Raw genomic sequence first — 19,257 nt, forward strand, 5'->3', positions numbered from 1 at the left:
TGTCGCTGGGTCAGTGGTCGATGTCGCAGGCGCCGGCGGCGGCGCTGATGCAGGTCTGGACGAGGACGCCGTCGCCGGGCGCGGCGGTGGTGACCTCGCCGGTGCGCAGGTCGCGGACAGCGCCCTCGCGCAGCGGGAGGACGCAGCCGTAGCAGATGCCCATCCGGCAGCCGCTCGGCATGAGGACGCCCGCTTGCTCCGCGGCGTCGAGGATCGGGATGGCGCCGTCGGCCTCGAGCGACGTCCCGTTCTTCGTGAACGTGAACGTGACCGTGCCACCCTCGCCGGTGACGAGCACCTTCGGGCGGAACCGCTCGGTGTAGAGCCGGTCGGCGATGCCGGCCGCCGCCCAGTGCTCCTCCAGCGCCTCGAGCATGCCGACCGGGCCGCAGGCCCAGGTCGCGCGCTCCGCGAGGTCGGGGACGAGCGCGGCGAGCGCGGCGGCGTCGAGCATCCCGGCGGTGTCGGTGTGCTGCTCGACCAGCCGGATCCGGCCGTCGGCGGCCAGCTGCCGCAGCTCGGCGCCGAAGACGACGTCCTCGGGCGTGGGCGCGGAGTGCACCAGGACCGTGTCGGCCTGGCTGTCGGTGAGCTCGGGGTGGTTGCGCAGGATGCCCATCACGGGCGTGATGCCCGAGCCGGCGGTGACGAACAGCGCCTTGGCCGGCTGCTGCTCGGGCAGGCAGAACTCCCCGGTGGCCTGGTCGAGCTGCACGATCGTGCCCGGCCGCGTGCCGCGGACCAGGTGGTTGCTCACCTTGCCGCCGGGGATGGCCTTCACCGTGACGGTGAAGCAGCCGTCGGTGCGGCCGAGGTCGGAGGTGATCGAGTAGGCGCGCCACATGCGGACGCCGTCGACGTCGATGCCGATGCGCACGTACTGGCCCGGCCGGTGCGGCTGCCAGTCGGCGCCGGGGCGGATGACCACGGTGGCCGCGTCACGGGTCTCGGGCAGCACCGCCTCGATCCGGCCACGCAGGGCGGCACCGGAACGCAGCGGGTCGATGAGGTCGAGGTAGTCGGCCGGCAGCAGGGGCGTGGTGACGAGCTCGGCGACGCGCATGACGCGGTCGCGCAACACCCGGAGCGCCGGCTTGGCCGCGGTCGGGCGCGGAACGGTCGCGGTCATGTACTCACTGTTCCCTGCACGAGGCGCAATCACCTGTGCTCTGGACGTGAACGTCGCAGCAGTTACTGTTCGCAGAGGACAACCGCGGCCACGGGGAGGTCACGTGGTACCCCAGCAGGAGACCTTCTCGCCGGAGGTCGCCTCGGCGTTGCGCGGCGAGCTGACGCCGGTCGCCGAGCAGACGGTGGCGGCCATCGTCGTCGAGGTGCCCAGCTACGCCGAGGCCTTCCGCGGGCCGATGGGCCGCAAGATCGAGGGCGCCGTCGAGCTGGCCCTCGGCGGCTTCCTGGAGCTGGCGACCGGCGGCGCGGACGCCAGCCGGCCGGTGGACCCGGCCATCGAGGGCGCGTACGTGCTGGGCCGCGGCGAGGCGCGCACCGGGCGGTCGATGGACGCACTGCTGTCGGCGTACCGGGTGGGCGCCCGGGTGGCCTGGCGGCACCTGAGCGAGAGGGCGGTGGCGGCCGGGATGTCCGCGGCGACGCTGGCGCGGTTCGCCGAGCTCGTCTTCGCCTACATCGACCAGCTGTCGGCCGCCAGCGCCTCCGGGCACGCCGACCAGCTCGCCGCCAGCGGCCGGGTGCGGCGCCGGCACCTCGAGCGGCTGGCCGAGCTGCTGGTCACCGGTGCGCCGCCGTACGAGCTGCACGTCGCCGCGGAGCGGGCGGACTGGACGCCACCGCGCACGCTCACCGCCGTCCTGCTGCCCCCGTCCGGCGCCCGCGACGCGGTGGCGGTGATCGACGCGCGCACCCTGCAGGCCGGCGAGGACCTGCCCGGCGCGGAGCCCTCGACCGAACGGGCGGTGCTGCTGGTCCCCGACGCCGAGGGCTTCGCGCGCGCGGCGCTGCTGACGTCGCTGACCGGGCGCGGCGCCGTCGTCGGGCCGGCCCGGCCGTGGCAGGACGCGCGGTCGTCGTACTCGCGCGCGCTGCGGGCGCTGCAGCTGGGCCTCACCCCCGAGGGCGAGACGCCGGTGGACACCGAGGTCCGGCTGGCCGAGCTGGTGCTGCGGGCCGACGGCGAGGCGCTGACCGACCTGCGCGCCCAGGTGCTCGCCCCGCTCGACGACCTCGGTCCCGGCCCGCGGGAGAAGCTGCTGGAGACCCTGCGCTCGTGGCTGCTGCACCACGGCCGGCGCGAGCAGGTGGCCGCCGAGCTGTTCGTCCACCCGCAGACCGTGCGCTACCGGATGGGGCAGCTGCGCGACCTCTACGGCAAGCGCCTCGACGACCCGCAGACGGTGCTCGAGCTGACCCTCGCCCTCGGCGCCCGCTGAGGGGCCTCTCGGCGATCACGGTGCGCGGACCACGACACACCGGCACGGTCCGGCGTGTCGCTCGCCCGGCTCCGTGATCGTCGCGCGGGTGCCCGGGGGCGCGCACCGCACGGAGGTCAGCAGGGAACTGGCACGGCGTCCCCAGGTCGCTCCCAGCCGGGGGCCGGAGTCTCGGACCCGTCGCGGCACCGCACCGGCGCCGCGGGGAGCGAGGAGGTCCGCCGTGTACCGCAGCACCGAGACCGTCGGCCGGCACGCCTGGGTCCGCACGCCGCGCCGCCCGTTGCCGCCGGAGCTCACCGCCGACGTCGCCGCCGAGGTGGCCGCGGCCGCCCTCGCCGAGCACCCCGGCGCGACGATCGAGTGGCTCGAGGTCGGCGAGTCGGGCCTGTTCGAGGCGCACCTGCGCGGCGCCGACGGCCAGACGCTGGTCGTCCGCCTCGACGGCGACCTGCGTGTCGTCGGACGAAGGACCCCCGTGCCCCCCACCGCTCGCAGGCTCGCGGCGGGACCCTGCGCGGGGGCCGGGGACCTCTGCGAGGTCGGCTGACCCGGCTCACGAGGGACGCAACACCGCCACCAGGAAGTCCGACCCCGCGGTGAACGGGTGCAGGTGCCAGCTCGACAGGAGCAGGTCCGGCTCGAACCCGGCCGCGCGGGCGTCGGCGAGGAAGTCGTCGAAGGCGTAGTCCCGCCCGGCGCCGAACCCGACGACGGCCCGCCCGCCGTCGGCCAGGTGCGACCGGAACCGCCGCAGGACCTCGCCGCGGGTGCTCGGCGCGAGGAACGTGACCACGTTGCCCGCGCACACGATCGCGTCGAAGCGGTCGGGCAGGTCGAGCTCGGCGAGGTCGCCGACCAGCCAGCGCGGGCCCGGGTGGTCCTGCTGCGCCGCGTCGATCAGCACCGGGTCGACGTCGACCCCGACGACGTCGTGTCCCACGGACGCCAGGTGGCCGCCCACCCGGCCCGGACCGCAGCCGGCGTCGAGCACCCGCGAGCCGCGCGGCAGCATCGCGTCGACCAGCCGCGCCTCGCCCACGATGTCCGTGCCGCCGGCGGCCAGCGTCCGGAACCGCTGCACGTAGGCCGCCGAGTGGCCCGGGTCGGCCTGCGTGATCCGCACCCACGCGCTCGGTTCCGTCATGCCCCCATCGTCGCCGGACGCCAGTCCGGCGGGTCGCCCGGGTGCAGCGCGGGGTCGTCGGCGGCCAGCGTGCGCACCGGCCCGGGCGCGGTGAGCGGCCCCTCGAAGCGCACGGTCACCCGGCCGAGCCCGCGGCCCCACACCCAGCCGGGCCCGAGCTCGTCGTGGACGACGTCCTGCCCCGGCCACCACCGCCGGTCGGCCGGCGGCTCGGGCGCGGCCGGCTCCTCGACGACGGCGTCCTCCACCTGGGCCGGGGCGGGACCCTCGACGGCGAACAGGTCGCCCTGCGCGTACTGGGACAGCCCCGAGACGCCGACGCCGAGCAGCCGCAGCCCTCCGCCGGTGCCGGCCTCGGCCAGCAGCCGCCGGGCGATGGTGGCCACCTGCCGGTCGTCGTCGGTGGGCTGGGGCAGCGTCTGCGACCGGGTGATCGTCGTGAAGTCGTAGCGGCGCAGCTTGAGCGTCACCGTCCGCCCCGAGAGCGCCGAGGAGCGCAGCCGGGCGCCCACCCGCGTGGCCATCGAGTCGATCAGCCGGTTGAGCTCGGCGAGGTCGGTGAGGTCGCGCTCGAAGGTCTCCTCGTGCGACACCGACTTGGCCTCGCGCTCGGCCACCACCGGCCGGTCGTCGTCGGCCCGCGCCAGCTGGTACAGCCCCGTCCCGTGCGCGCGGCCGGCCAGCGCCACCAGGTCGGGCAGCGACTTGGCCGCCAGGTGGGCCACCGTGGCGACGCCGACCTGCCGCAGCCGCTCGGCCGTGGCCGGGCCCACGCCGCCGAGCCGGGTCACGGGGAGCGGGTGGAGCACGTCGAGCTCGGTGCCCGGGGCGACGACGACGAGGCCGTCGGGCTTGTCCAGGTCGGAGGCGATCTTGGCCATCAGCTTGGAGCTGCCGATCCCGATCGAGCCGGTCACCCCGCCGGTGGCCTCGGCGATGCGCGCCTTGAGGTCGCGGGCCAGTGCGGTGACGCCGTCGACGGACAGGTCGGAGCCCGCGCCGGCCGCCAGGTCGACGTAGGCCTCGTCGATCGACACCGGCTCCACCAGCGGGGAGACCTCGCGCAGCAGCCCCATGACCACGTCCGAGGTCCGCCGGTAGGCGCCGAACCGGCCGCCGAGGAACGCCGTCCCGGGCGGGCACCGGCGCCGGGCCTCCGCTGTCGACATGGCCGAGCGCGCCCCGTAGGCGCGCGCCTCGTAGGACGCCGTGGCGACGACGCCGCGCCCGCCGGTCCCGCCGACGACCACCGGCCGGCCTCGCAGCGAGGGCTTGTCGCGCTGCTCGACGGCGGCGAAGAACGCGTCCAGGTCCAGGTGCAGGACGCTCGCCTCCCGCCGCACGCCCCCGATTCTCCCTGTGCGCCGCCGGGCCGTTTGCCGGGACACCGCGGCCCCGGCAGGCTCCGGCCATGGGGGACCCCCGGGCGGCGTTCGACGCGGCCTACGACGCCGCCCTGGCCCGCTGGCCGGTGCCGGTGCGGTCACGGGAGGTCGACACGCGGTTCGGCCGCACGCACGTGCTGGTCAGCGGGGCGGCGTCGGCTCCCCCGCTGGTGCTCGTCCCCGGCGGCGGCGCCACGGCGCTGGCCTGGTCGGGCGCGATGCGGCTGCTGGCCGCCGTCCGCCGGGTGCACGTCGTCGACCCGGTCGGCGACGCCGGCCGGAGCCCCGCGACCACCCCGCTGGCCGGAACCGACGACGTCACCGAGTGGCTCGAGCAGGTCCTCGACGGGCTCGACCTGCGCGCCGTCGACCTCGCCGGGCACAGCTACGGCGGGTGGCAGGCGCTGACCTTCGCGCTCGACCGTCCCGGCCGGGTGCGGCGGCTGGCGCTGCTCGACCCGACCACCACCTTCACCGGCTTCTCCCCCGGCTACCTGCTGCACGCGGTCCCGGTGCTCACCCGGCCCACGGCCGGGCGGATGCGGGCGCTGGTGCGCTGGGAGACCGGCGGCCGGCCGGTCGACGACGCGTGGCTCGACGTCGCCGCCGCGGGCGCCGAGGTGCCGGCGCCGGTGCGCACCCGGCGACCCGACCCGGCCCGGCTGGCTGCGCTGACCGTGCCGACGCTGGTCGTCGTCCCCGCCGACGGCCGGGCCCAGGACCCGCGCCGGGTGGCCCGCGGCGCGGCGGAGGTCATGCCGAGGGCCGCGGTGGTGACCCTGCCCGGGGCCTCGCACCACACGCTCCCGGCGGCGCCGAGCGCGCGGTCACCGAGTTCCTGCGCTGAGCGCCGCGGTCAGCGCAGCGCGAGGACCAGGCAGACGACGGCCAGCGCGAGCGCGATCGGCGTCATGACCAGCCGCTCGGGCCGGCTGCGTGACGCCGCGTTGAGCGCGACCCCGAGCGGGAAGTACCCGGTCAGCACCCACATCCCGACGTCGACCACGCCGCGGGGCAGGACGCTGTGCGCCCCGCCCGCCTGCAGGAGGAACAGCGCGACGACGCCGTAGACCACGATCGACACCGCGCTGCCGACCCGCAGCCGTGCCGGCAGGACGACGTGCTGCCCGCCCCACGCGAACCGGCCGAGCGGTGCGCCGGCGATGAGCGCCAGCTGGAAGACGGCGAGGGCGGCGAGGACGGCGGTACCCGCGACCGCGACCGAGATCACGGGCGGCAGGTCAGCGGGGTGCGCACGCCGCGTTCGGCACCTCGGCGGCGCACCGTCCGGGTGAACCGGCACGGCCCCGTCCCCGAACCGGTTGATCACCGCGTCCGCGGCTGTGAGTCTGCAGGCTCCGACGAGGACTTCAGGGGAGGACCGTGAGCGCCGTCGCCACCGCGTTCCTGGTCGTGGGCGGGATCGGCGTCGCGCTGCTGGTGCTGTCCCTGGTCGTCGGCGAGATCGCGCACCTCGGTGCCGCGGACGCCGACGGGCCTGTCTCGCTGGAGGTGGTCGCCGCGCTGCTGGGCGGCGCGGGCTTCGGCGGGGCGGCGGCCACGGCCCTGGTGCCCGCGAGCCTGCCGACGTCTCTCACCGTGCTCGTCGCCCTGCTCGTGGGCGTCGTCGTCGCCGTCCCGCTGGCGTGGGGGGCCTACCGCCTGTCCCGCGCGCTGCGAGACATGCCCACCACCGAGACCCTGACCTGCCACCACCTGGCCGGCGCGCAGGGCGTCGTCGTGTCCGCGGTGCCGGCCGGCGGGTTCGGCGAGGTCCGGCTCGACCTCGCCGGCCAGGGGCTGAAGTACGCCGCCCGCAGCGACGCCCCGCTGCGGGCCGGCACCCCCGTCTACGTCGTCGAGGCGCTCAGCGAGACCGCCGTCCACGTCGTCTCGACCGCACCGGATCCCCTCCCAGACCCCGGAGACCCCGCATGACCCTCGTGATCGCCGTGGGCGGCATCGTCGTCCTCGTCATCGTGCTGGTGCTGTTCGTCCTCAGCCGGATCAAGGTGGCCGGGCCGAACCAGGCCTTCATCGTCACCGGCCGCCAGGGCCGGCAGGTCACCGACTCGACCGGGATCGTCTCGCGGGACAGCTCGGGCCAGAAGGTGGTCATGGGTGCCAGCGTCTTCGTGCTCCCGGTGGTCCAGAAGCTGCACACCATGGACCTGTCCAGCCGGCGGATCCCGGTCGGCATCCGGGGCGCGGTCTCCAAGCAGGGCGTCAAGTGCGACCTCGAGGGCGTCGCGATCGTCAAGGTCGGCGGCAGCGAGGGCGCCATCCGGGCCGCCGCCCAGCGGTTCCTCAACCAGCAGCAGGGCATCGACACCTTCACCTCGGAGGTGCTCGCCGGCGCGCTGCGCTCCATCGTGGGCCGGCTGACGATCGAGGAGATCATCCGCGACCGCGCCGCCTTCGCCTCCGCCGTCGCCGAGGAGGCCGAGTCCTCGCTGACCGGCCAGGGCCTGGTGCTCGACACCTTCCAGCTGCAGGACATCCAGGCCGAGGGCACCTACCTCGCCGACCTCGGCCGCCCCGAGGCCGCCCGGGTGTTGAAGGAGGCGTCGATCGCCGAGGCGCGCGCCCGCCAGGCCGCGCAGCAGGAGCAGCTGCTCGCCGACGAGGCGATCGCGGTGGCGCAGCGGCAGCTGGCCCTGCGGCAGGCCGAGATCAGCGCCGAGACCGACGCCGCCTCGGCCAGGGCCGCCGCGGCCGGACCGCTGGCGCAGGCCGCGCAGGACCAGGCCATCCTCAGTGAGCAGGAGAAGGTCGCCGTGCGCACCGCGGCCCTGACCGAGCGGCAGCTCGACACCCAGGTCCGCCGGCCCGCCGACGCCCAGCGGTACAAGGTCGAGCAGGAGGCCGAGGCCCGCAAGAACGCCGCCATCCTCACCGCGGAGGCCGACCGTCAGGCGACGATCGCCGCCGCGCAGGCCGCGGCCGAGCAGGCCAGGCTCTCCGGCGAGGGTGAGCGGGCGCGCCGGTCGGCACTCGCGGAGGCCGAGGCGATCGAGGGCGCCAAGCGGGGCGAGGCCGAGAAGCTGCGCCGCCAGGCCGTGGCCGACGCCGTGGAGCGCGAGGGTTCCGCCGAGGCCGCCGCGATCCTGGCCCGCGGTCAGGCGGAGGCGACCGCCATGGACGCCCGCGCCGAGGCCTTCGAGCGCTACGGCGAGGCGGCGATCCTGGACCTGCTGGTCAAGGTGCTGCCCGAGGTCGTCGGCGCGGCGTCGGCCCCGCTGTCGGCCGTGGACAAGATGACGGTGATCTCCGCCGACGGCGCGAGCGCGCTGAGCCGGTCGGTGGCGAGCAACGTGGCCCAGGGGCTGCAGCTGTCCGGGGACCTGACCGGTCTCGACGTCGCCGCGCTGCTGCGCCGCCTGTCGGGACCCCGGCCGGCGCCGAGGGCGTCACCCGGATCCCGGTGACCGCCGACGGGAACGGCGACGGCGCCACCGACGGCCGGACGCCGCGGGGCAGGTGAGGCTCAGCCGGTGTCGCTGAGGGCCGCGGGCGGCAGCCAGTCGGCATCGAGCAGCTCGGCGATCTCCTGCAGCGAGGAGGTGTCCGCGCCCGCCGTCGACCCGCTGACCGCCAGCCGCTCCACCATCACCCGGGCCACCTGCTCCTCGACCGTGCCCTCGGCGAAGGCGACCCGCCAGGGCGAGACCTGCCCGTCGCGGTGGGTGCGGCCGGTGACCTGGCGGGCCTGGATGCCGGAGAAGCGCGGCTGGTGGAACAGGCCCACCCGCGGCGTCGTCGAGGCGGTGGTGCCGCCGGGCAGCAGCTCGCCGGCGTGCAGGCTGATCGACGCGGTCACGGTGAACACGCACACCGGGGCGGCGCCGGTCTGGAAGCGCAGCCGCTCGGCCTCGACGTCGAACCGGTCGCGGCCGTAGATCGAGGCGACGGCGACGCCGGAGTCCAGCAGCGCCTCACGGATCGGGTCGGCCGCCGTCTCGACGAACTCGACCGACACCGCCACCTGGCGCTCGGCCTCGACCTGGGCGCGCGCCCAGTCCACGGTGGCCTGCGCGCGGATCAGCCCCGCCTTCTGCCGGAACCGCAGCAGCGCGGCCCGGCCGCGGGCGCTCTGCCGGGCCTTGCGGGCCAGCTGCATCTCGGCGCGGAACTCCTGCCACTCCGACGCGTAGGCGGACTGCTCGGCGGGGGTGAGCGCCACCGGCGTCCCGGTCACCGACACCGGGCCCCACGGCGCGGAGCGGTGCAGGGTCGCGGGCGGGTCGCCGCCGGCGAGCCAGCCCTGCAGCCGGGCGAGGTCGGTGCGGCGCTGGTCGGGGTCCTCGGTCCACGACCAGCCGTAGCGGCCGCGTTCCACGTGGAACCCGTGCTCGGCGAGCCGCGCCGGGAGGTCGGCCCAGGCGCGCAGCGGCTCGTCGTGCCGCTGGGCGAACTGCGGCGCGAGGTAGGGCAGCTCCAGCGGCGTGTGCGCGGGCGTCGCGGTGGCGGCGACGACGAACGGGACGTCCTTCGCCCGGGCACCCCCGGAGACGGCCTTCCAGTGCTTCCACCGCTGCGTCGTCGTGTGCCGGACCATGTGCGCCTCGTCGGCGATCACGACGTCGAACCGGAGCTCCGCGACCTTCGCCAGCCGGTCCCAGGTGGTCACGCACCAGCGCAGGCCGCCGTCGCCGAAGCCGGCGATCGAGCGGGTCCAGTGCGGGATGGTGATCGCCGCCGGGCGGTCGGCGACGACGAGCACGCGCTCGCCGCCGCGCAGCTGGCAGATCTCCCGCGCGGCCATCACGGCGGTGCCGGTCTTGCCGACGCCGGGGTCGTCGCCGAGGAGGAACACGCGGTGCCCGGCCGCGGCGGAGGCGACGACGGCCTCGGCGCCGGTGCACTGCTCCTCGCGCGGCACCATCGGCAGCGCCTCCGGCAGCGGGCGCGGGGTCTCGTTGAGCTCGTCCTCGAGGAAGCGCTCGAGGGTGTACGGCGGCGGGTCGTAGGGCGCCAGCGCCGGGGGCAGCTCCGCGCCGACCCACACGTGTGCCTGCAGGCCGGCGTGCCACACCGCGCCGGGCGCCGGGGCGCGGAACGGGACGGCGAGGACCCACACCCGCTCGCCGGGGCCTGCGGTGGGCAGGTCCGGGACGGCGGGCTTCCGGGCCGGCGAGCGGCGGCGGGTCGCCGTCCGTCGCTTCGGAGTGGTGCTGGCGGCGCGGCGCCGTCCGGGCATGGTGGGACCTCCCCCGTCGTCCCCGGCACGGTAGGTGGCCGGGGGCCGGGGATCTGGTGGAATCGCCGGGTGACCGCCGATGCGCCCTCCGACGAGCGGCTGGCCTCGCGGACCGTCGGCGAGACCGGACCCCGGGTCGTGTTCGTCCACGGCCTGTTCGGCCAGGGCAAGAACTGGACGACGGCGGCGAAGGGGCTGGCCGACGGGCACCGGGTGACGCTGCTCGACCTGCCCAACCACGGGCACTCGCCGTGGACCGAGCGGGTCGACTACGAGGACATGGCCGAGCTGGTCGCCGCGGAGCTCGAGTCCTTCGGCGAGCCGGCGACGCTGGTCGGGCACTCGATGGGCGGCAAGGTGGCGATGACGCTGGCGCTGCGCCGGCCCGAGCTGCTGCGTGCGCTGGTCGTCGTCGACATCGCCCCGGTCGAGTACCCCCTCACCGGCGGGCGCACCGACGACCCGCACGAGGAGGCCTCCCCCTTCGCGGCCTACATCGCCGCGATGCGGGCCGTGGACCTCGGCGCGCTGCGCACCCGGGAGGACGCCGACCGGGCGCTGCGCGAGGCGGTGCCCAGCACGATGGTGCGGTCGTTCCTGCTGCAGAGCCTGGTCCGCGAGGGCGTCGGGTCCGGGCGGTGGCGGTGGCGGCTGAACCTGGAGACGCTCGAGCGCGACCTCGGCGAGCTGCGCGGCTTCCCCGACCCGCCGCCGGGTGCCACGTTCGACGGCCCGGTGCTCTGGGTCGCGGGCGCGAACAGCCACTACGTGCTGCCCGAGGACCGCGCCCGGATGGACGAGCTGTTCCCCTCGACCCGGCTGGTGAAGGTCAAGCACGCCGGCCACTGGGTGCACTCCGAGCAGCCGGAGGTCTTCGTCGAGACGCTGCGCCGCTTCCTCGACGCAGTCGAGTGACGGTGCCGAGCCTCGACGCAGTCGACGCTCAGCCCCTCCGGACACGCGCGGAGCCGGCAGGCGCGAAGGCGTGACACTCCCGGTGGGACCGACCTCCCATGCTGGTACCCGACGACGTCCATCGCATGTGCCGAACATGCGCAGACATGTCCAATGCATGTACGGTGTCGGGGTGCCGAAGATGCTGCAGGTCCGGAACGTGCCGGACGATCTCCATGCGGTCCTCAGGAACCGGGCGCTGGAGAGTGGACTGAGCCTCTCCGAGTACGTGCTCCGTGAGCTCCAGGCCGTAGCGGCGCGGCCCAGCAAGGCCGAGGTGCTGGCGCGTGCGGCGCGGAGGGGTGGACGGTTGTCCTTCGACGAGGCGGTCGCGGCCGTGTCAGCGGAGCGGCCGGACACACCGTGATCGTCGCGGATGCCTCGGTACTGGCCCCCGCGCTGGTCGATGAGGGCGGATCCGGGGCTCTGGCTCGTGAGCGGCTCCTCGCCTCGGACGTGCACGTCCCGGCGCTCGCGGACGTCGAGGTGCTGTCCGTGGTCCGCCGTGGCGTCCTGGCCGGCCGCCTCACTGCCGAGCGGGGTGCCGTCGCCCTGCAGGACTGGAGCGAACTGGCGGTGGAGCGGTACCCCCACCTGCCGTTGCTGGCGCGGGCCTGGCAGCTCCGCGACTCGGTGACTGCCTACGACGCCCAGTACGTGGCGCTCGCCGAACTCCTCGACGTGCCCCTGGTCACCGCTGACCGACGGCTGTCACGAGCGCCCGGATTGCGGTGCACCGTCGACCTGCTGCGCTGACGTCCTCCCGGACGAGTCCCGCCGCTGCCATCCTGATCGGGTGACCAGCGAGTTCGTCGTGCACCGGCCGCACGCCGCGCTGCGCGGGCTGGTCGCCGACGCCGTGGGCTACCGGCAGGAGGGTCTCGCCCCGGGGACGCACCGCGGGCTGCCCTCCCCCACGCTCACGCTGGTCGTGACGCTCGGCGAGCCGCTCGACGTCACCGCCCACCCCGACCCCGCCCAGGCCCCCGGCCGCTACGACGCGCTCCTCGGCGGCCTGCACACCACCCCGGCGCTGATCCGGCACCCCGGCCGGCAGACCGGCATCCAGTTCTCGCTGTCCCCGCTCGGCGCCCGCCGGCTGCTCGGCGTGCCCGCCGGGGAGCTCGCCGGGCTCGACGTCGACCTCGTCGACGTGCTGGGCGCCGTCGGCACCGAGCTGGTCGACCGGGTCCGCGCCGCCGACGGCTGGCCGGCCCGCTTCGCCGCCGCCGAGGACGTCCTGCGACGGGCGGCCGGACCGGCCGGCGACCCCGCGCCCGAGGTCGCCGAGGCGTGGCGGCTGACCCTCGCCGGCGGCGGGCGGGTGCGGGTCGGCGAGATCGCCCGCCGCGTCGGCTGGTCCGAGCGGCACCTGACCAACCGGTTCCGCGCCGAGACCGGGCTGGCGCCCAAGGAGGCGGCCCGGGTGGCCCGCTTCGACCGCGCCCGCCGGGCACTGGCCGTGCGCTCCCGCCCCGACCTCGCCGGCCTCGCGGCGACCGGCGGCTACGCCGACCAGGCCCACCTGACCCGTGAGTGGCGCGCGTTCACCGGGCTCTCGCCACTGCGCTGGCTGGCGGCGGAGTTCGGATTCGTCCAAGACCGCGTCCCGGCGGTCGGGCCAGGCTCGGCGGCATGACTCCTCCCGCACCCACCGTCTGGCCCGCCTTCCCCGCCGCCGACGCCCCCGCCCTCATTCGCTGGCTGGTCGACGCCCTCGGCTTCGAGGAGACCCTCGTCGTCCCCGACGGCGACCTGGTCGTCCACGCCGAGCTCGCCTGGCCGCCCGGCGGCGGGGTCATGCTCGGCTCGGTCCGCGACGACGGCGGCTGGTCGGTCCGGCCCGGCGCCACCGGCGCCTACCTCGTCACCGACGACGTCGAGACCGTGTGGAAGCGCGTGCAGGCCGCCGGCGCCGACGTGCAGCGGCCGCTCGGCGAGCCGGGGCACGGCGGCCGGGAGTTCACCGTCCGCGACCCCGAGGGCAACAGCTGGAGCGTGGGCGACTACCGGGGGGCCCCGCGGACGTGACCGAGCTGGCGAGGTCACGCAGGGGTACGGCACCGCCGGGCACGATGCCGACGAGCGCCGGCGAGGAGGCAGCGTGACCGAGGAGCAGGTCCGCGCGCTCGCCCTCGCCCTCCCGGAGGTGACCGAGGCCGACCACCACGGCCGCCCGTCGTTCCGGCTCGGGACCACGGTGCTCGCCACGCTGTGGGCACCGGGCATCCTCAACGTCATGCTCGGGGAGTCGGAGGCGCGCGCGGCCGAGGGCGGCGCGGTCTCGCTGCTGTGGTGGGGCGAGCGCCTGTCCGGCGTCCGGGTGGACCTCGCGGCGGCCGACGAGGCGCTCGTCGGCGACCTGCTGGAGGAGGCGTGGACCCGGCGCGCGCCCGCCCGGCTGCGCCGGGACCGCCCGTGAGCTACCCGCGTCCCGTCCCGGTCATCGGCGACGCCACCTCGGCCGCCCAGCGCGCCGGCGACCCCGCCGCGTGGGCGATGCCGGAGGAGGCCGACGGCCTCTACGCCGTGGTCGCCGCGCGCCGCGACGTCCGCCGCTACCGCCCCGACCCGGTCCCCGACGACGTCCTGCGGCGGGTCCTCGCCGCCGGGCACGCCGCACCGTCGGTGGGGCACAGCCAGCCGTGGCGGTTCGTCGTCGTGCGGGACGCGGCCGTCCGCGACCGCGCCGCCGTCCTCACCGACCGGGAGCGGCTGCGCCAGGCCGCGCAGATGGAGCCCGACGCCGCCCGCCGGTTGCTGGACCTGCAGCTGGAGGGCGTGCGCGAGGCGCCGCTGGGGATCGTCGTCTGCTGCGACCGGCGCACGCCCGCGGCCGGGGTGCTCGGCCGGGCCACCTTCCCCGACGCCGACCTGTGGAGCTGTGCCGCGGCCATCCAGAACCTGTGGCTGGCCGCCCGCGCCGAGGGCCTGGGCATGGGCTGGGTGACGCTGTTCCGCCCCGAGGAGCTCGCCGGGCTGGTCGGGCTGCCCGACGGCGTGGCCACCCTCGGCTGGCTGTGCCTGGGCTGGCCCGACGAGCGCCCGCCCGCGCCCGGCCTGGAGCGGGCCGGCTGGTCGCGGCGGCTGCCGCTGGACGCCGTCGTCGTGGAGGACCGCTGGCCGGTCGACGACGGCGGCCCCGCGGCGCCCCCCTCGCACCTGCGCGCCCCCGGCCGGCAGGCGGTGGTGGGCGCCCGCGACGAGGCCGACCGGCTGCTCACCCCGCCCGGCTCGCTCGGCGTGCTCGACCGCGCCGTGGACCGCGTGGTGGCGCTCGGCCGCGGCGCGGTCACCGGCGGCACGCTCGTGCTCGCCGCCGCCGACCACCCGGTCGCGGCGCGCGGCGTCTCGGCCTACGGCGGGCACGTCACCCGCGACGTCGTCCGCGCGGCGCTGGCCGGCACCTCGGTCGGCGCCACGGCCGCCGCGGCGGCGGGGCTCGCGACCGTCGTCGTCGACGCCGGGGTGGCCGGCGACCCGCTCCCCGGCGCGGTCGACGCCCGCCCGGCCGGCCCCCGCGGCGACCTGACCTCCGCCCCCGCGCTCACCCCCGCCGACGTCGGGCGGCTGCTGGACGCCGGCCGGGCGCTCGGCGCCGCGCAGGACGGCCTGCTGGCCCTCGGCGAGGTGGGCGTGGGCAACACGACCGTCGCCGCCGCGCTCGCTGCCGGGCTGCTCGGTGCCGACCCCGCCGACGTCACCGGGCTGGGCTCGGGCGCCGACAGCGAGGTGCTGGAGCGCAAGCGGTCGGTGGTGGCCGCCGCCCTGGCCCGGGCCGGGACCGGCCTCGGTCCCGCGCGGGCGCTGGCCGAGCTCGGCGGGCCGGAGCTCGCCGTCCTCACCGGCGCGGTGCTGGGCGCCGCGGAGGCGCGCACGCCCGTCGTCCTGGACGGGTTCGCCGTCTCGGTGGCCGCACTGGCCGCCGTGCTGCTCGAGCCGGGCGCGCAGGCCTGCCTGGTGGCCGGCCAGCGCAGCCGCGAGCGCGGCCACGACCTCGTGCTGCAGGCCCTCGGACTCGAGCCGCTGCTGGACCTGCGGCTGCGCGCCGGGGAGGGCGCGGGCGCGGCGCTGGCCGCCGGGCTGCTGCTCGACGGCCTGCGGGTGCGCCGCACGACCGCCCGCACCGGGTGACCCCGGTCGCCGTCAGGGGGCCGGTCAGGCCAGGATCACGGGCGTGACCGATCCCCGCGCCGGCCAGCCGGCCTCCCCCGCCGACCTGGTCGACGTCGCCTCGCTGGTGACCGCGTACTACACCCTGGTGCCCGATCCGGCCGAGCCGGCGCAGCGGGTGTCCTTCGGGACCTCGGGTCACCGTGGGTCGTCGTTCGACACCGCGTTCAACGAGGCGCACATCCTGGCCACCACGCAGGCCATCTGCGAGTACCGGGCGGCCCAGGGGTACGACGGGCCGCTGTTCCTCGGCCGGGACACCCACGCGCTGTCGGAGCCGGCGTGGGCCAGCGCGCTGGAGGTGCTGGCCACCAACGACGTGACCGTGCTGGTCGACGCCGCCGGCCGGTACACGCCCACGCCGGCGGTCAGCCACGCGATCCTCGCCGCCAACCGGGGGCGCAGCAACGGCCTGGCCGACGGCATCGTCGTCACCCCGTCGCACAACCCGCCCCGCGACGGCGGCTTCAAGTACAACCCGCCGTCGGGCGGCCCGGCCGACACCGACGCGACCTCGGTCATCGCCGCCCGGGCCAACGAGCTGCTCGCCTCCGGGCTCGACGGCGTGCGCCGGATCCCCTTCCCCCGCGCGCACGCCGCCGCGCACCGCTACGACTTCGTGGGCACCTACGTCGACGACCTGCCGTCGGTGCTCGACCTCGACGCGATCCGGTCGGCCGGCGTGCGCATCGGCGCCGACCCGCTGGGCGGCGCGAGCGTCGACTACTGGGGCGCGATCGCCGAGCGGCACCGCCTCGACCTCACCGTGGTCAACCCGCTGGTCGATCCCACGTGGCGGTTCATGACGCTGGACTGGGACGGCAAGATCCGGATGGACTGCTCGTCGCCGTCGGCAATGGCCTCGCTGATCGGCAAGCGGGCCGACTTCGCGATCGCCACGGGCAACGACGCCGACGCCGACCGGCACGGGATCGTCACCCCCGACGCCGGGCTGATGAACCCCAACCACTTCCTCGCCGTCGCCATCTCCTATCTGTTCGCGCACCGCCCGGAGTGGGCCGCCGACGTCGCCGTCGGCAAGACGCTGGTGTCGTCCTCGCTCGTCGACCGGGTGGTCGAGGGCCTGGGGCGGCGGCTGGTGGAGGTGCCGGTCGGGTTCAAGTGGTTCGTGCCCGGGCTGCTCGACGGGTCGGTCGGCTTCGGCGGCGAGGAGTCGGCCGGGGCGTCGTTCCTGCGCCGCGACGGCGGGGTGTGGACGACGGACAAGGACGGCCTCCTGCTGGCGCTGCTGGCCAGCGAGATCCAGGCGGTCACCGGCAGCTCGCCGTCGCAGCTGCACGCGGACCTGGTCGCACGGTACGGCGAGTCGGCCTACGCGCGGGTGGACGCCCCCGCGACCCGCGAGCAGAAGGCCGCGCTGGGCAAGCTGTCGCCCTCCGACGTCACCGCCACCGAGCTGGCCGGCGAGCCGATCACCGCCAAGCTCACCGCGGCCCCGGGCAACGGCGCCGCGATCGGCGGCCTGAAGGTGGTCACCGAGAACGCCTGGTTCGCCGCCCGCCCGTCGGGGACCGAGGACGTCTACAAGGTCTACGCCGAGTCCTTCCAGGGCCCCGAGCACCTCGCCCGCGTGCAGCAGGAGGCCCGCGCCGTCGTCGGCGCCGCCCTCGGCGCCTGACCCGAGCGGCAGAGATGGCCATTCCTGCCGGTCTCACCAGGTGGCGAGCGCTGCGCGGACCCGCTGGACGACGGCGTCCGGGGCGCGGAGGTCGGCAGCACCCAGGCGGATGACCCGCCACCCGGCCGCCAGGAGCCGCGCGTGGCGCTCGCCGTCCCGCACGATCTGGACGCCGTCGACGTGGTGCTCGCGGCCGCGTCCCAGGCGGTCCGCGAAGCCGTGGTGACGGGGACGCCGTCCCGCCACTCGCCCTCGCCCGGCTCGAGGGTGCTCCGGTGCACGCGGACCCCGCGCGGTCCCCTCCACTCGACGTCCGGCGGTCGCAGGACGGTGACCGGGTCCCCCGGCGCGGGCCACGGGGCGCCGTGCCAGCCGGCCGCCGAGCTGCCACCCAGGACGGCGCCGGCTGGCAGGAGCAGCGCCACCGCCTCGCAGCGCAGCCGGTGGTGGAGGGGCAGGGCCGGATCGGCGTGGACACCCTGGACCACACGGCGGAACGACCGCAGCTGCCGTGGGGTGAGGTCGCCGGCGGACACCGCGTGGCTGCCGATGAAGACGCCGGTCACCAGGTGAGCGGGGCTGGGCATCGACGGAGACTGCCCCGGGCTGCACGGATCCCGCCGGCGTCGTCCACGGGTGCGGCAGGAATGGCCATCTCTGCCGCTTCCGGGTGGGGACACGCGGGCCGCGCACCGGGGAGCAGGCGCGGCGTCGGCAGACTGGGGGCATGACCGGCCAGCCGTACGAGCAGGAGTGGGACGCCGTCCCGCCCGGGTCCGTCCCGCAGCCCCCGCCGTACGGCGCGCCGTCCCCCTACGGCCTGCCCCCCGCCCAGGCCCGGCCCTCGGCCTACGGACAGCCCGCCCCCTACGGTGCGGTGCCCCCGTACGGCGCCGTGCCGCCCTACGGCGCGGTGCCGCCGTACGGCCAGCCGGGTCCCTACGGCCCGGGCTGGGCGGCGGTCCCGCCGGCGCCGCCGGCCTGGTCGGACGGCCCGGGGCGGCCGGGGTCGGCGACGACCGCGGCCGTGCTCGGTTTCGTCACCGGCGGGCTGACCGCGCTGGTCTCGCTGGCACTCCTCGTCGCGGTGCTCACCGGTGAGGAGGACGACCCGATCACCATCACGCTGCTGCTGGGCATCCCCTGCGCCGCGGGGCTGATCACCGGGGCCGCGTGGCTGCTGGGCCGGCGCTCCCCCGTGGTCCTCTTCGCCTCGGCGCTGGCCTCGGTCGTCGTGCTGTTCCTCGCCCTCGTGGTGGGGGCCGCGAGCCAGGATGCCGACGACATCGTCGGGTTCACCGTCTTCCTCGTCCTGGCGGTCCCGCTGCCGGTGATCACGGCGGTCTTCGCGCGGCTGCCACGGACGCTGGGCTGGGCGGGCTCCCGCCCCTGACGGCGGAGTCAGCGGCGGCTGGCCTTGTCGGCGTACATCGCCGCGTCGGCCTCGCGGACCACCGCCTCCTGCGCCACCTCGGGGTCGACCCCGCCGTCGACCGAGCCGATGCCGATGCTCAGGCCCACGGGCACGGTGCTCGGGCCGAGGGTCAGGGTCCCGGGGAGCGCCTCGCGCAGCCGGGTGGCCAGCACCTCCGCGTCGCCCCGCTCGGTGTTCTCGCAGACGACGGCGAACTCGTCGCCGCCCAGCCGTGCCGCCGTGTCGCTGGCGCGCAGCACCGACGTCAGGTGACCCGCGACCGCCACGAGGACGGCGTCGCCGGTGGGGTGGCCGAACTCGTCGTTGACCGCCTTGAACCCGTCCAGGTCGAGGACGAGCACGCAGGTCGGCGTGTGCTCGCGGTGCCCCCGGTCGAGGGCGTGCCGCAGCCGGTCGTGGAACAGCAGCCGGTTGGGCAGCCCGGTGAGCGGGTCGTGCGCGGACAGGTGCAGCAGCCGGGCCTCCATCGCCTTCCGGTCGGTGACGTCCTCCACGACCAGCACGAGGTGCGGCGGTGCGCCGCCCGGCGAGCCGTCGACCCAGGACGCCGTCACCTGCACCGGCACGATGACGCCGTCGGACCGCACCAGCCGGCACTCGTGCCGGGTGCGCGCGCGGGTCGGGCCCAGGTCGTTGCAGACGGCGACCGCGCCGGGCAGGTCCTCGGGATGGGTGACGGCGAACAGCGTCGAGCCGCGCATCGCCGCGGAGTCCAGGCCGAGCAGCTCGCCGAGCGCGGTGTTGGCCTCGATCAGCACTCCCTCGGGAGTGGCCAGCGCGACGCCCATCGGGGAGTTGGTGAACGCACTGCCCAGGTCCGGGGGCGGCAGGGTGCCCATGGCCTCGCCGACGTCCACGGTCACCGCCTCCCACTCAACCCGGTCGTACCCACCCCACTCTTTACCGGATGGGTTCC

General features: G+C 76.5%; 20 protein-coding genes. 14 read left to right on the forward strand and 6 right to left on the reverse strand.

The features are described from left to right. Positions 1-10: 10 nt before the first annotated feature. Positions 11-1,129: a ferredoxin reductase gene (locus tag BM414_RS22215; RefSeq protein WP_093583056.1), complete on the reverse strand. Its 1,119-nt coding sequence runs from the start codon at positions 1,127-1,129 to the stop codon at positions 11-13. A gap of 103 nt (positions 1,130-1,232) precedes the next feature. On the opposite strand from BM414_RS22215, the gene BM414_RS22220 reads away from it, so the two are divergent. Further along, positions 1,233-2,408, forward strand: coding sequence for a PucR family transcriptional regulator (locus tag BM414_RS22220; protein WP_245784903.1), 1,176 nt, complete (start codon positions 1,233-1,235; stop codon positions 2,406-2,408). A 223-nt stretch (positions 2,409-2,631) separates the two neighbouring features. Next, positions 2,632-2,958 (forward strand): hypothetical protein, encoded by a 327-nt coding sequence (locus BM414_RS22225; RefSeq protein ID WP_093583058.1) that lies wholly within the window; start codon positions 2,632-2,634, stop codon positions 2,956-2,958. Between the two features lie 6 nt (positions 2,959-2,964). On the opposite strand, the gene BM414_RS22230 is transcribed toward BM414_RS22225, so the two are convergent. Then, entirely contained in the window at positions 2,965-3,555 is a 591-nt protein-coding gene (locus BM414_RS22230; protein ID WP_093583060.1) for a class I SAM-dependent methyltransferase, read from the reverse strand. Then, positions 3,552-4,898 (reverse strand): DNA polymerase IV, encoded by a 1,347-nt coding sequence (locus tag BM414_RS22235; protein WP_093583062.1) that lies wholly within the window; start codon positions 4,896-4,898, stop codon positions 3,552-3,554. The genes BM414_RS22230 and BM414_RS22235 overlap by 4 nt, the downstream gene beginning before the upstream one ends. Positions 4,899-4,966: 68 nt before the next feature. Here BM414_RS22235 and BM414_RS22240 point away from each other — a divergent pair, with 68 nt between their 5' ends. The 3 genes from BM414_RS22240 to BM414_RS22255 all read left to right on the forward strand — a co-directional run bounded on the left by BM414_RS22240 (position 4,967) and on the right by BM414_RS22255 (position 8,368). Further along, a complete protein-coding gene (locus BM414_RS22240) occupies positions 4,967-6,010 on the forward strand; it encodes an alpha/beta fold hydrolase (protein WP_217644875.1) in 1,044 nt (347 codons plus the stop codon). A gap of 313 nt (positions 6,011-6,323) precedes the next feature. Then, positions 6,324-6,878: an NfeD family protein gene (locus tag BM414_RS22250; RefSeq protein ID WP_093583064.1), complete on the forward strand. Its 555-nt coding sequence runs from the start codon at positions 6,324-6,326 to the stop codon at positions 6,876-6,878. Continuing rightward, complete coding sequence (locus tag BM414_RS22255) at positions 6,875-8,368, forward strand: flotillin family protein (protein WP_093583066.1); 1,494 nt, start codon at positions 6,875-6,877, stop codon at positions 8,366-8,368. Before BM414_RS22250 ends, BM414_RS22255 begins: the two co-directional genes overlap by 4 nt. A gap of 59 nt (positions 8,369-8,427) precedes the next feature. Here BM414_RS22255 and BM414_RS22260 read toward each other — a convergent pair whose 3' ends face one another. Beyond that, the gene (locus BM414_RS22260; protein WP_093583068.1) at positions 8,428-10,140 is read right to left on the reverse strand and encodes a DEAD/DEAH box helicase; all 1,713 of its coding nucleotides are present in this window, start codon (positions 10,138-10,140) and stop codon (positions 8,428-8,430) included. A gap of 69 nt (positions 10,141-10,209) precedes the next feature. Here BM414_RS22260 and BM414_RS22265 point away from each other — a divergent pair, with 69 nt between their 5' ends. From BM414_RS22265 to pgm, 8 genes are all read left to right on the forward strand, one after another. Further along, entirely contained in the window at positions 10,210-11,055 is an 846-nt protein-coding gene (locus BM414_RS22265) for an alpha/beta fold hydrolase (protein ID WP_093583069.1), read from the forward strand. A 181-nt stretch (positions 11,056-11,236) separates the two neighbouring features. Beyond that, the gene (locus BM414_RS22270; protein ID WP_093583126.1) at positions 11,237-11,461 is read left to right on the forward strand and encodes a FitA-like ribbon-helix-helix domain-containing protein; all 225 of its coding nucleotides are present in this window, start codon (positions 11,237-11,239) and stop codon (positions 11,459-11,461) included. Then, positions 11,458-11,850, forward strand: coding sequence for a type II toxin-antitoxin system VapC family toxin (locus BM414_RS22275; protein ID WP_093583071.1), 393 nt, complete (start codon positions 11,458-11,460; stop codon positions 11,848-11,850). The genes BM414_RS22270 and BM414_RS22275 overlap by 4 nt, the downstream gene beginning before the upstream one ends. A gap of 40 nt (positions 11,851-11,890) precedes the next feature. Then, on the forward strand, positions 11,891-12,733 hold the full coding sequence (locus BM414_RS22280; RefSeq protein ID WP_093583073.1) for an AraC family transcriptional regulator: 843 nt from the start codon (positions 11,891-11,893) through the stop codon (positions 12,731-12,733). Beyond that, positions 12,730-13,125 carry a VOC family protein gene (locus BM414_RS22285; RefSeq protein ID WP_093583075.1) on the forward strand — a complete coding sequence of 132 codons (396 nt, stop codon included), beginning with the start codon at positions 12,730-12,732 and terminating at the stop codon, positions 13,123-13,125. Before BM414_RS22280 ends, BM414_RS22285 begins: the two co-directional genes overlap by 4 nt. A gap of 73 nt (positions 13,126-13,198) precedes the next feature. After that, positions 13,199-13,516 carry an MmcQ/YjbR family DNA-binding protein gene (locus tag BM414_RS22290; protein ID WP_093583077.1) on the forward strand — a complete coding sequence of 106 codons (318 nt, stop codon included), beginning with the start codon at positions 13,199-13,201 and terminating at the stop codon, positions 13,514-13,516. Then, positions 13,513-15,228 carry a 5,6-dimethylbenzimidazole synthase gene (gene bluB / locus BM414_RS22295; RefSeq protein WP_245784904.1) on the forward strand — a complete coding sequence of 572 codons (1,716 nt, stop codon included), beginning with the start codon at positions 13,513-13,515 and terminating at the stop codon, positions 15,226-15,228. The genes BM414_RS22290 and bluB overlap by 4 nt, the downstream gene beginning before the upstream one ends. A gap of 43 nt (positions 15,229-15,271) precedes the next feature. Next, complete coding sequence (gene pgm / locus BM414_RS22300) at positions 15,272-16,906, forward strand: phosphoglucomutase (alpha-D-glucose-1,6-bisphosphate-dependent) (RefSeq protein WP_093583079.1); 1,635 nt, start codon at positions 15,272-15,274, stop codon at positions 16,904-16,906. A gap of 33 nt (positions 16,907-16,939) precedes the next feature. Here the strand turns inward: pgm and BM414_RS22305 are convergent, their stop codons facing one another. Next, positions 16,940-17,152: a hypothetical protein gene (locus BM414_RS22305; protein WP_093583081.1), complete on the reverse strand. Its 213-nt coding sequence runs from the start codon at positions 17,150-17,152 to the stop codon at positions 16,940-16,942. 481 nt (positions 17,153-17,633) lie between these two features. On the opposite strand from BM414_RS22305, the gene BM414_RS31485 reads away from it, so the two are divergent. Continuing rightward, on the forward strand, positions 17,634-18,299 hold the full coding sequence (locus BM414_RS31485; RefSeq protein ID WP_093583083.1) for a hypothetical protein: 666 nt from the start codon (positions 17,634-17,636) through the stop codon (positions 18,297-18,299). A gap of 8 nt (positions 18,300-18,307) precedes the next feature. Here BM414_RS31485 and BM414_RS22315 read toward each other — a convergent pair whose 3' ends face one another. Then, positions 18,308-19,204, reverse strand: a complete 897-nt coding sequence (locus tag BM414_RS22315) for a sensor domain-containing diguanylate cyclase (protein ID WP_245784905.1) — start codon at positions 19,202-19,204, stop codon at positions 18,308-18,310. Positions 19,205-19,257 lie beyond the last annotated feature (53 nt).

This window comes from Geodermatophilus amargosae (assembly GCF_900116515.1).
Classification (GTDB): domain Bacteria; phylum Actinomycetota; class Actinomycetes; order Mycobacteriales; family Geodermatophilaceae; genus Geodermatophilus; species Geodermatophilus amargosae.